The 12,492-nt window shown below is 42.2% G+C and carries 12 protein-coding genes; 8 read left to right on the top strand and 4 right to left on the bottom strand.

Annotation, left to right across the window (positions count from 1 at the left end):
• Nucleotides 1-6: 6 nt before the first annotated feature.
• From IPZ60_RS01305 to IPZ60_RS01335, 7 genes are all read left to right on the top strand, one after another.
• Nucleotides 7-1,476: a PAAR domain-containing protein gene (locus IPZ60_RS01305; RefSeq protein WP_194196079.1), complete on the top strand. Its 1,470-nt coding sequence runs from the start codon at nucleotides 7-9 to the stop codon at nucleotides 1,474-1,476.
• A 15-nt stretch (nucleotides 1,477-1,491) separates the two neighbouring features.
• Nucleotides 1,492-2,040 carry a hypothetical protein gene (locus IPZ60_RS01310; protein ID WP_194196080.1) on the top strand — a complete coding sequence of 183 codons (549 nt, stop codon included), beginning with the start codon at nucleotides 1,492-1,494 and terminating at the stop codon, nucleotides 2,038-2,040.
• The gene (locus IPZ60_RS01315; protein WP_194196081.1) at nucleotides 2,027-2,584 is read left to right on the top strand and encodes a hypothetical protein; all 558 of its coding nucleotides are present in this window, start codon (nucleotides 2,027-2,029) and stop codon (nucleotides 2,582-2,584) included. Before IPZ60_RS01310 ends, IPZ60_RS01315 begins: the two co-directional genes overlap by 14 nt.
• A 32-nt stretch (nucleotides 2,585-2,616) precedes the next feature.
• A complete protein-coding gene (locus IPZ60_RS01320) occupies nucleotides 2,617-3,522 on the top strand; it encodes a tetratricopeptide repeat protein (protein ID WP_194196082.1) in 906 nt (301 codons plus the stop codon).
• A 55-nt stretch (nucleotides 3,523-3,577) separates the two neighbouring features.
• Nucleotides 3,578-4,009, top strand: coding sequence for a hypothetical protein (locus IPZ60_RS01325; RefSeq protein ID WP_194196083.1), 432 nt, complete (start codon nucleotides 3,578-3,580; stop codon nucleotides 4,007-4,009).
• Between the two features lie 53 nt (nucleotides 4,010-4,062).
• Nucleotides 4,063-4,479, top strand: a complete 417-nt coding sequence (locus IPZ60_RS01330; protein WP_194196084.1) for a VOC family protein — start codon at nucleotides 4,063-4,065, stop codon at nucleotides 4,477-4,479.
• A 110-nt stretch (nucleotides 4,480-4,589) separates the two neighbouring features.
• Nucleotides 4,590-5,363 (top strand): lysozyme inhibitor LprI family protein, encoded by a 774-nt coding sequence (locus tag IPZ60_RS01335; protein ID WP_194196085.1) that lies wholly within the window; start codon nucleotides 4,590-4,592, stop codon nucleotides 5,361-5,363.
• A gap of 112 nt (nucleotides 5,364-5,475) precedes the next feature.
• Here IPZ60_RS01335 and IPZ60_RS01340 read toward each other — a convergent pair whose 3' ends face one another.
• Nucleotides 5,476-7,611, bottom strand: a complete 2,136-nt coding sequence (locus IPZ60_RS01340) for an NADPH-dependent 2,4-dienoyl-CoA reductase (protein WP_194196086.1) — start codon at nucleotides 7,609-7,611, stop codon at nucleotides 5,476-5,478.
• 362 nt (nucleotides 7,612-7,973) lie between these two features.
• Here IPZ60_RS01340 and IPZ60_RS01345 point away from each other — a divergent pair, with 362 nt between their 5' ends.
• Nucleotides 7,974-9,638 (top strand): AMP-binding protein, encoded by a 1,665-nt coding sequence (locus IPZ60_RS01345; protein ID WP_194196087.1) that lies wholly within the window; start codon nucleotides 7,974-7,976, stop codon nucleotides 9,636-9,638.
• 320 nt (nucleotides 9,639-9,958) lie between these two features.
• On the opposite strand, the gene IPZ60_RS01350 is transcribed toward IPZ60_RS01345, so the two are convergent.
• The 3 genes from IPZ60_RS01350 to IPZ60_RS01360 all read right to left on the bottom strand — a co-directional run bounded on the left by IPZ60_RS01350 (nucleotide 9,959) and on the right by IPZ60_RS01360 (nucleotide 12,194).
• The gene (locus tag IPZ60_RS01350; RefSeq protein WP_194196088.1) at nucleotides 9,959-10,378 is read right to left on the bottom strand and encodes a DUF6691 family protein; all 420 of its coding nucleotides are present in this window, start codon (nucleotides 10,376-10,378) and stop codon (nucleotides 9,959-9,961) included.
• A gap of 104 nt (nucleotides 10,379-10,482) precedes the next feature.
• Complete coding sequence (locus tag IPZ60_RS01355; protein WP_194196089.1) at nucleotides 10,483-10,920, bottom strand: YeeE/YedE family protein; 438 nt, start codon at nucleotides 10,918-10,920, stop codon at nucleotides 10,483-10,485.
• Between the two features lie 140 nt (nucleotides 10,921-11,060).
• Nucleotides 11,061-12,194: an aminotransferase class V-fold PLP-dependent enzyme gene (locus tag IPZ60_RS01360; protein ID WP_194196090.1), complete on the bottom strand. Its 1,134-nt coding sequence runs from the start codon at nucleotides 12,192-12,194 to the stop codon at nucleotides 11,061-11,063.
• Nucleotides 12,195-12,492: the final 298 nt, after the last annotated feature.

The raw sequence follows: 12,492 nt of genomic DNA on the forward strand, positions 1-12,492 counted from the left end.
AGCACTATGGCAGCCTATATCACAGTTGGCGCAAAGACCACACATGGCGGTACAGTAATAACTGGCTCATCACAAACCACTCATTATGGTATTCCTATCGCTCGCAAGGGCGACAAAGTTGTCTGTAAAAAATGCAAAAAAGTCGTCACGATTATCACGGGTGACCCGTCCTATATAGTGGATGGTGCGCCTGTTGCTCGTGCAGGCGATATGACCAGCTGCGGCTCAAAGCTGATTGCTAGTCAACAAGCGTTTTCGGAGTCGGGTTTTGATGTAATGGGAGTTGAACAACCTGAGCAATACATGGCGACTTATGGTGATGTGAATCAAGGGAGTGATAGCGATAATTACTTTAGTATTGAGGATGTCTATTTAAATCATAACTTGTTTGCTCCTTATGGTATTAAAGCACGTAACCATGTAGGACCTCATGGACAATCATCAAGAAATGCAGCTCCTGATAAATATGACAAAATATATATCAAAGTCAAAGTACAGAGTGGTTCATTCAAAAACTTCAAGCTGGATGTATCAGGGACACCAACGCCCCTAGCATCCAAATCTGGCACTTTTAACAAAGATGATATTGTTACGTTAGAGTGGGATGGCTTTATTGGTGATATCTATGCTAGCAAGGCTCTATTAGCTGGAGTCGTTCTAAAAGTGTCTGCTACAGATTTGAGTAGCAATACTATAGCTAGCGATATAGAAAAAGTTGTTTTTAAGTTTAAAAAACAAGATTGGATAGATATTAGTATAGATAAACAAGCAAAGCGCATAGTTGCAAATCTCAGAGTCAGTATATCTGAATTGAAATGGGATATAGTCCCTGACAGGGTAGTTAGCAATCACACTCAAAATCAAAACAAAGAATCTATAATCTCTAGGGATAAGATGTCTGATTATTTGACTAACAGTGAGGTTAAGAGTTTGGTTAAGCAAGGAGTCAGCCGCTACTGGAGCCGTCAGCACAATACAATTAAAAACAAACGACTTGATATCGATATTCATGGAGAGAAATTTCAAGTATTTACCAAGTGTGAAATTACTGATCGTAATAGCATGCCTAAAATGAATATTATCTTTAACACCAATAGTGTATCTGGACGCTCTAGATACTGGGAAGCATCAAGGATGACTTATTATAATGTTGGATATTTGCTACTCATTGATTCGCACGGTAAGCAAGTATGGAGATTCCGGCAGAAAAGTAGCGCTGATAAGATTTTCAAAAGAGTATTTGCACATGAAATAGGTCATGAGATATTACTGGTCAATGGCGGGCAGCATTATTCCAAAACTCATAAAGGCTCGTCTACTATCTTACAAGCAGTAAATGGCACATACACTGCTACAGGTAGTGAGTATGATTTAATGAAATATGCTGAACAGAATCCACAGGATTATGACGATAAAGTGGTCGCTAGTGAAGAAGACGTACTTGGATTATTAGCGATATCGCAACTTACTTTATAATAAGGTAGCACGTTTATGAGCATATTTAGCAAATCGAGCGGTTTAATTATCGGTACATTTTTCTCTTTAGGCCTTCTAAGTTGCTCAGCAGGACAGGACATCTATGGCTATGCCTCCCCAATTATTACTGGGCAAGTCTTGGATAAAACCACCAATAAGCCTATAGAAAACGTTTCTCTTTTTCAAACCAGTGCAGATACAACAATGACTGATCATAATGGGTACTTTAGACTACCTTCTTATAAAGAAGATTATACCACCTCTGATACTGGCAGGGGGATAAACCTCATGACTGAAGGTGGTTTTGATTTATATAAAGAAGGCTATAGAAGAAAAGTCTTTAGCAATTCTGGCTTCAAATTTTTAGAAGTCAAGTATACCGAAGAAGTACCATATCATATTCATTTGGGTAAGGTGTTTTTAGAGCCGCTACCAGAAGGTGTGGATATTAACGATCTGGAAACTGAGTACATTGATGACATGACATTTTGTCAGCCTAATGAATTTCAAAAAGATGTCAATTGCATGCCACTACCAGATGGAGTTACAAATGAAGCCTTATAAACTATTTGCCTTCATCGGTGTACTAACGGTCCCATTAAGTGCGTGCTTGATACCAGAGCCTACTGATTACTACGTCACCCCAGCACTTTCAGGCCAATTACTAGATAGTGTCACTCAGCAACCTGTTACTGATGTAAGTATTTACTTAACGGATGAACATCAAACGACTTCTGACAGCACAGGCAAGTTTGTCTTGCCACCTATGGTTGTCTCAGATGATAAAAGACACAGGCGCAATAAAGAACAGCTACAATTCATTTATGAATACGCTGATATCATGGTTGAAGGCGACGGGTATCAGCGCCGCTTATTTAATGTCGATGGCATGACCTTACCTACGCCAGCTTTGGATATTAATATACCAGTGTCAATAAATATGGGGAGTGTATACCTCACGCCACTAGCAGAAGGTGAGCATGTCTATGATAGGGTATATCAATATACTAAGACGATGAGATACTGTAAACCTACCGAGTCTCAAAAAGAAGTCGATTGCATACCAGTATCAGAAGGCAAAACGTATGAGCAAGTGAGTCCGAATTAGCCAATTCAATAGTATTTCCTACCAGAGCTTCGATGTATCAAAGAAAATTTGCTTCTTCAATTCAGTCTTTACTACTAGCGACAATGCTATCCAGTAGTTTGATAACTGCTGCTTGCTCAGCAGAATCATCAAATACAGAGCTACTCTCCAATCAAAACACTGCTGCTGAAATATATGAACTTGGAGCAGCCTACTATGAAGGCGACTCAGTTCCTCAGAACTATGAAAAAGCTTTTGAACTGTTTCAAAAAGCTGCTAACCAGAAGTACTCTGATGCTCAATTTAATCTTGGTGTTATGTACGAAAATGGAGTAGGCGTTGATCAAAACTATGAAAAAGCAATGCAATGGTATTTGTTAGCAGCTGATAATGGAGACTTTGAGGCTCCAAATAATATAGGTTCACTATACTATTTTGGCAAGGGCGTAGATCAGAACTATGATAAAGCTCTTGAATGGTACAAAAAAGCTGCTGATCAAGGGGTAGGTGTAGCACAACTTAATATGGGTGGTCTCTATGAGAACGGTTATGGTGTGCCGCAAGACTATGACGCAGCTTTTGAATGGTTTGCATTGGCAGCTGACAATGGAGACTTTGATGCCCAAAATAATCTTGGCACTCTTTATGAAAACGGCTACGGCGTGACGCAAGACTATAATAAGGCTTTAGAGTGGTATACCAAAGCCGCTGATCAAGGGTTAGACTTAGCACAACTTAATATGGGTGGTCTCTACGAGAGTGGCTATGGCGTGCCGCAAGACTATGACACAGCTTTTGAATGGTATAAAAAGGCTGCCGATCAAGGCAACCAAGAAGCCAGCAATCGCATTGGTAGATTGGTCATGAATGATAAAATCGACGATACTGGTATCACTATCTATAGTACCCAAGAAACTGGTCTCACATTAGGTGATCTTGAAGATAGCTTAGGGGAGTAAAGCAGTACACTCTAAATACTACTCATATCAAACCATACAATAATAAGACTATAAATTGTCAAAAAAAATCATTCTAATCATACTTATACCTCTTACTTTATGGCTCCTTAATCATAAGATTTATCAACCTCCAATCTTGGGTAAGTTAAAACTGCGGTATATCTCTAGTCAGAACTATTACTTAACTTATAAAGGTGAAAAAATTGCAGGTAAAGTGACGGCTCTTGACAGTTGGTATATCCAAAAACCCTACGTTTATGGATCAACTACAGACTTTGAAACATCGACAGGCGACGATCTCATTTATTTTTTTATTAATGTATGTGATGGTAATAGGTTTGAAATTGATAGCTTTCTAGAATTTGCAAATTATTTGAATAACAAACAAATACCGAAAGATAAAAGAAACTGGATGAGTGGTGATAATGCTATCGATATTAAAAAAGCTGAATACTCTTCAAGCATTGACTGTAATAAATATCAATGACAAGCACCCTACCATTACTCCATTTTTTATGAAAAAAACATTAAGGCATTTTTATGAAGTACTTACATGCAATGATTAGAACCAACAAATTAGAAGAAACGTTATCTTTCTATTGTGATCTTATGGGCTTACAACTGCTAAGAAAGAGAGACTCTGAATCTGGCAGATTCAGCTTATATTTTTTAGCAACACATGAGGGTGCGCCAGAGATTGAGGTAACGCACAACTGGGATGAAAAAGAGTATTCCAATGGCGATAATTTTGGGCATTTTGCCTTTAGAGTCGACAACATATACGCGCAGTGTGACACCTTTATACAAGCAGGGGTCGAGATATTAAGACCACCTAGAGATGGTCATATGGCTTTTGTTAAAGACCCTAACAATATCTCGATTGAGCTGCTACAAAGTGGCGAAGACTTAGAGCCTATTGATCCTTGGATTTCGATGGAAAATATTGGCAGTTGGTAGATAAGTGAGGCAGGCTAGGCTGATTCATTTTTTGTAGAAAGTGATGATGACACGTATATCGCAGTTATAGCTTTCTTAAAATACAATCAAGCGCTAGAAACGAGGATAATATGAAAAAGTTACGCATCACTACCATCAGTATTTTAGGCGCTTGTCTACTCTCCACTTATGCAAATGCAGCAAGTTTTGATTGCGACAAAGCGGCTAGCTGGGTAGAAAAAACCGTTTGTGACAGTCCTGAGCTTTCTAAACTTGATGACACCATGGCAAAAAAGTATAAAAGCAATCTTGCCACTTCTTCTGACTATGAAGACAGCAAAGCTTTTAAAGATAGGCTCATTGCCAATCAACGCACGTGGCTAAATTTTCAACGTAATACCTGTAAAAGTGAAGAATGTCTGATACGTGAGTATAAAGAGTATATCGAAGAGCAAACCAATTACGGTGTGTCTTGGTATTTTTCAGATGAGTTAAGTCGTTCTGATTTACCGAGCAAAGATGCATTCGGTGAGTTTTCTCAAAAATCTCAAATCTCAATATACAATTCAGACACGCAGCGTTGGGAGGATTCAGGAGAGGCAACAAACACCGTATCGATTCATAGTGTCGCTAATAAGCCTTATCTTTCCATTATCGAGGGCATTTTGATTTTTACCAATGCTCATACCTGTGATTTGGGAGAGAGTAAAGCCATATGGTCAGAAAACCATTGGGTCATCAATGATGATCAATCAGATAAAAACGTTGAGCTGCGTTTATATCCAGCGACTTATAAAGGCCAGACTCAATTATTATTAAGAGATGTGGATGATCAATATAGAAGGCTGCATTGTGGTATGCGAGGGTATTTTGACGGGATTATATTAGAACGTGAGGTGAGTTAGGTTTTCTAATTAAAAAACAGATTTTGCTGAACATTTCCAAATAGGCAGATTTTTTATACAAAAAAGACGGCAAGGTAAAAAACCTCGCCGCCTTTTTATTTTGATCTAATCTTTAAATCCCAACAGCAACCTCAGCCCCATCACGAATAGCACGTTTAGCATCTAGCTCAGCCGCGAGCTTAGCGCCGCCAATTAAGTGATATTGCGCGTCTGGTGCATCACCGACATTTGGCATCAGCTCAACGACTGACTCTTGACCTGCACAGACCACGACGCTATCAACACGTAATAGCTGGCTTTGACCTTGACTGTTAGTGACCCAAATACCTTCGTTAGTGATTCTATCATACTGCACACCAGCGACTTGGATGACGCCATGTGATTTGATATGAGCACGATGCACCCAACCAGAGGTTTTATTCAAACCACTACCCAAACGGCCTTTGCTACGCTGCATGAGGTAAACTTGGCGAATTGGCTTGATGGCTTTAGGCTTAACCAAACCACCCTCACTCTGATAGTCAACCTCATTTGTCACGCCCCACTCCTCGCGCCACTCGCTGATGGACTGCGGTTCAGGACGATAGCTTGGGTCTTTTAGCCCATCAGGACCGATCTCATCAAGCGATTTACCGTGGTTGGCAGTCAGATACTCACTCACATCAAAGCCGATACCACCAGCACCGATGACGGCAACTGTATTACCAACTGATTTTTCACCAGATAGCAGCTCAGCATAGCTCATCACTTGTGGCAAATCCGCACCTTCAAGCTTTCCTTCTAAGCTTCTAGGCACGACACCTGTTGCAACGATGACATGATGAAATTTAGCTTTCTCAAGCATGTCTTTATTGACTTTGGTATTCAGTTTTACGTCGACACCCAAGTGCTCAAGCTCATTGATATAGTAGCGAATGGTCTCAAAGAACTCTTCTTTACCAGGGATGACTTTGGCATAGTTGAACTGACCGCCTAAGACATCTTTTGCTTCGAACAATGTCACTTCATGACCGCGCAGTGCTGCCACATGCGCCGCTGACATACCAGCGACACCGCCACCGATGACTGCTACTTTTTTCGGTTTTTTCGCTTTCTTATAGACCAGTTCAGTCTCATAACAGGCTTGTGGATTGACCAAACAAGTCGAACGTTTATTTTCAAAAGTATGGTCTAGGCAGGCTTGGTTACAGGCGATACAAGTATTGATACGGTCTGCTTGACCATTTTTGGCTTTATTGACCCAATGTGCATCAGCTAAGAATGGACGCGCCATTTGAATCATATCAGCTTGACCAGTCGCGACGATTTCTTCAGCCGTTTCTGGCATATTGATACGGTTCGCTGCCATCATTGGAATGTTGATGTGCTTTTTAATTTCAGCAGTAAAATCAACAAAAGCAGCCCGTGGCACACTCGTTACAATAGTTGGGACACGCGCTTCATGCCAGCCGATACCAGTATTCATGATGGTCACGCCCGCTTCTTCTAGCGCTTGAGCCACCGTGATGACTTCATCCATGACGTTGCCGTCTTTGACCAAGTCAATCACTGACAGGCGGAATAAAATAATAAAATCTTCACCGGCAGCAGCACGAACCGCTTTAACCACGTCAACGGCGAACTTCATACGGCCTTCGATGTCACCACCATAAATGTCTTTACGCTTGTTGACATGACGCGATAAAAACTGGTTCAGCAGATATCCTTCTGACCCCATGATTTCGACACCGTCATATCCTGCCTGCTTAGCAAGCTTGGCTGAACGGGCATAGTCTTTTACCGTCTGCTCGATGTTTTTAATACTCATCTTGCGCGGTTTAAATGGTGAGATTGGCGATTTAATCGGGCTTGATGACAGTACAAAGGGGTGATAACCGTAACGACCACTATGCAAGATTTGCATGATGAGTTTGCTGTCATGTTTATGCACAGCACGGGTCACGCGTTGGTGATTGATGACATCGGCCTTTGTATTCATCGTACCACCCGCAGGGAGCAACCACCCTTCACGATTGGGCGAGATACCGCCAGTAATCATCATCGCCACACCGCCTTTGGCACGCTCTTCGAAATATGCCGCCAACTTGCCGTAATTATAAAAACGATCTTCAAGACCCGTATGCATAGAGCCCATCACTAGACGGTTTTTGAGCGTGGTAAAACCCAAATCGAGTGGCTCAAATAAATGCGGGTAATGTTCATTGGTAGTGGCAGTTTCAATCGGCGCGGCAGTGCGGCTGGCGGTCATATCATTTTCCTTATGAATGGCTTGCGGGGTTTAACGTTACTGATATCGTACCACACCGCTATTATCATCAGCTACGCAGACAAACGACTGATGAGTGGACATTTATTAATTACCATACTAAATGGCTCTGCTTAGTAGCTGACTCCCTAGTATTCGGTTAAAAAACACGACAAAACCAGTCCAATTATCGATGGCGACTGTCTATAATAGTTAGATATTAAGACGTAGTATCGATTGGATTAATCGATTAGATTATGTAGACAAAAATACAAAGACTTTCAATTGATGACATGCCCTGATAAAGTCGATCGGCTAAGGCATTATCTCAGAAAATCTCAAACATACGATAAAGGATTATCACAATGACAGACTTCCATACTGGTCTTGGCAAAAATGCAGCCAACCATCAACCGCTTACCCCTATTGATTTTATCATTCGCAGTGCGCAGGTATATCCTGACAAGACCGCCATCATCTATGACGACCTAGAATACAATAACTTCACCCAAACGTGGCAACAGACCTATAATCGTTGCAGGCAGTTAGCCGATGGGCTGCGTAAGTTGGGCATTGATAAAAACGATACCGTGGCAGTGATGATTCCGAACACGCCAGCGATGATTGAATGCGCCTTTGGTGTGCCAATGTCAGGTGGCGTACTCTGTACATTGAATACCCGACTCGATATCAATGCACTCACTTTCTGTCTACAACATTCCGAAGCCAAAGTTCTGGTTTTGGACAGTGAGTTTGCTGAATATGCCGAGATTATCGACGAAACCTTTCCCAACCTAATCGTCATCCATGCAACAGATGCGGCACTCAAAGTCGATAGATTTGGGCAAATGAGCTATGAAGAATTGGTTGCCAGCTCAGACAGTCTGGACAACTGGGAAAAACCATCAGACGAATGGGATGCGATTGCGCTGAACTATACCTCTGGTACCACAGGCAAACCTAAAGGTGTGGTCTACCACCATCGCGGTGCCACGCTCAATGCTGTGTCCAATATTCTAGATTGGGACCTACCGAAGCACCCTATGTATCTCTGGACGCTGCCGTTATTTCACTGTAACGGTTGGTGCTTTCCATGGACCATCGCTGAGCGTGCCGGTATCAACGTCTGCTTGCGTAATATTGATGCGGATTTGATTTTACAACTAATTGCCAAGTACAAAGTCAGCCATTATTGCTCAGCGCCTGTGGTACACAATATGATCGCAGGTGGTAAGTCTGAATATAAAGAGACGATTACTCATGAAGTCAATGGTTGGGTCGCCGGTGCGCCGCCATCTGAAACCATGCTAGCCGCAATGGAAGCCATGGGTTTTCACATCTCTCATGTTTATGGTCTCACTGAAGTGTATGGGCCAGTGACGGTCTGTGCCGAACAAACAGAATGGGATGAGCTAGATGTCACTGTACGTGCGCAAAAGAAATCAAGACAGGGTGTGACTTCACACCTGATGACTGGGTTTGAGGTCTTTAAACAAGGTACGACTGAACCTGTCGCAGCCGATGGTGAAGAGATGGGCGAGCTAGCACTACGTGGTAATATGGTGATGAAAGGCTATCTCAAAAGTCGTAAAGCCACCGAAGAAGCCTTTGCTGATGGCTGGTTTCGCACGGGTGATTTGGGCGTCAAATACGCTGATGGTTATATCAAAATTATGGACAGGCTTAAAGACATCATCATCTCAGGCGGTGAAAACATCTCCAGTATCGAGGTGGAAAACATCCTATATAAAATGCCTGAGATTCAAAGCTGCGCTGTGGTCGCTGCACCACATGAAAAATGGGGCGAAGTACCCGTTGCCTTTATCGAGATTCATGCTGATAGCACCTTGCAGCGTGATACCGTAATGGCACATTGCAGGCAGCATTTAGCGGGATTTAAAGTACCCAAATATATTATCTTTGCTGAAATACCAAAGACCAGTACGGGCAAAGTTCAGAAATTTGAGTTGCGACAAGCGGCTAAATCATTGGCACACGAAACCCCGAAAGTCACGGTCAGTGCGAAATAGCGTTTTGAAAGTGTAAAACATTTCTTATAAGTAAAATGTCTTTTATAAAAAGGGTCAGCTTAATCATATTAGGCTGACCCTTTTTTAAGCGCTAGCCTATTTATACTGTAGTTGGTTCAATGTAATTTGGAGACAAGGAAGCCGAGTAAAAGTACTACAAGTATAGTCGGTGAACTACTAAACCGCTACGGCGTTACCCTCCTTAGATGTACTACTTGTACAATCTGCAGTCGGCTGCCTTGTACCCATTTTAAAGTCCTGTGACTATAGTAGGCTAAGCGCGGCTGACACTGTATCCAATTTATAAAGAGCTAACTATATCAGCCAAGTTTTGGCTCCACCCATTGATAAACCAACATGCCAACTATCATGGCAGGGATGAATACATACGCTTGCCATTGTCCTGTTCCAAGCAGTACGATTCCTGGTCCTGGGCAAATACCCACCAAACCCCAACCGATACCAAATAACATCGCACCAATAAGGAGTTTTTTATTAATAACGGTTTTGCTTGGCATCTCTATCAATGTGCCAATCCAGCTCGCCTGCTGACGCTTGGCCAATTGCACACCAACGATTGCCACGATTAATCCACCACCCATGACTAATGCAAGGGAAATATCCCATGCACCAAAGACATCCAAAAACCCTTGTACCTTCACAGGATCGGTCATACCAGATATCAGCAGTCCAAAACCAAATAATAATCCTGCCAGTAATCCAATTATGTTTCTTAGCATCGTTGTCTCTCACTATCATTTCTTATGAATACTATTAAGCGCTGTCTGTGCAGCATGCTGTCTATGCAACATACTACGGCCTATACGTATAATTATGACTCTACCTAGATTAAACCTAAGACATGCCGACCCATATAAACCGTCACAATACCGAAGAACATAAAGGTCGCCGTCGCTGCCATAGAGCGTGGAGACAAGCGTGCATTGCCACAGATACCGTGACCACTGGTACAGCCTGATCCCAAACGCGTCCCAAAGCCAACCAACAATCCCGCGCCGACTAACAACGGCAAAGAAGTGCTGATGTCTATATCGGGTAACGGTCTTCCCAGACTATATAGTACTGGCGAGATGACTAGACCAACGATAAATAACACCTGCCACATTTCAACACGCTTGGGCTTTAGCAGGCTTGAGAATATGCCGCTAATACCAGCAATACGTCCAATACCCAGTAGCAGTATGACCGTCGCCAGACCTAGTATTAGGCCACCCACTAAGGAGATTGGTGTAAAGGCCTGCCAGTCAATTTGTATACTCATATTGATTACCCAGTCTTATATTTATTTTACATAAATACATTATATTATAAAATATAATAAAAAGGTAAAAAAATACTGAACCCAGTATTATTCTGTGGCTCAGTATTTTTCTTATCTCAAAAACAACGTATTATTTGGGCTTATTTAGCCAATACTTTATCGAGTGCTGACTCAAAACGCGTCACTGCGCCATCAACGTCAGTCAATTTATCTAGACCAAAAAGCCCTAAACGGAAGGTCTTAAAGTTATCCGGCTCACCTACTTTGAGAGGGACACCAGAGGCGATTTGCATACCGGCTTCCGCAAAAGCACTGCCTTTATGCATGTCATCACGATCGGTGTAAGCTACGACAACACCTGGTGCTTCAAAACCCTTAGCTGCCACGCTCTCGATACCTTTATCAGCAAAGACCTGACGGATGCGATTGCCCAGCTCCCATTGTGCATCACACAATGTATCGAAGCCGATTTTTTTAGCCTCCAGAATGGTATCGCGGAACTGGCGTAAGCTGTCGGTTGGCATAGTCGCGTGATAGGCGTGACCGCCATTCTCATAGGCACGCATGATGTTTAACCACTGCTTCAAATCTAAGCTGAAGCTATCAGACTCTGTACTGTCTACTTTTTTGATAGCAGCATCGCTGAGCATGACTAGGCCAGCGCATGGCGTACTACTCCAGCCTTTTTGCGGGGCACTAATAAGGACATCAATCCCCAAATCTTGCATATCCAACCAGACACAACCTGAGGCAATACAGTCAATAACCAGTAAACCACCAACACTATGCACGGCCGCGCTCAAGGCTTTGATATAGTCCGCTGATAGAATAATCCCTGATGAGGTTTCGACATGCGGAGCAAATACCACTGCTGGTTTTTCTGCTTTAATCTTTGCCACTGCTTCATCGATATCGACAGGTGAAAACGGCTTTGGAGAATCGCCTTCTGCACGATGAGCAGTCAAGACCGTAGTCGATTTGGCAATTTTGCCTTTTTCTAGGATTTGCGACCAACGATAGCTAAACCAACCGTTACGGATAATGAGGCAATCTTCATCGTTTGCCAACTGACGCGCAACCGCTTCCATACCATAAGTACCAGCACCCGGAACAATCACGACTGCATCAGCGTTATAAACTGATTTTAGGTCGCTAGATAGGTCATTTATCACTTGTTGAAAGACTTTTGACATGTGATTGAGGGCGCGGTCAGTATAGACCACTGAGTATTCTAATAAGCCGTTTGGATCAATATCTTGACGTAATGCAGTCATAGGGCGCTCCTAGTTTATTGTTAGATGATTTAATAATTCTTAAGCTGTAGCTACAGCAAGCTCCAGACACTAAAACCTCAATATTAGAATGCAGATACTAAAGTCTAAGTGCAAAAATCTAAATGCCACCCTAGCCAAATACTATTTATAGTGAAATAGCACTATTGCTAGAGACTATAGTTGATTCAATTTAAAAGTAGTACAAGGCAACCGAGTGTAGATGTATGTTTAATACTTCAAGCGAGGTTAAAGCAGTAATACTTTTATAGTGAAATAGCAATGTTGCTAGAGACTACTA

Source organism: Psychrobacter sp. NG25 (assembly GCF_015234355.1).
In the GTDB taxonomy this organism is placed as follows: domain Bacteria; phylum Pseudomonadota; class Gammaproteobacteria; order Pseudomonadales; family Moraxellaceae; genus Psychrobacter.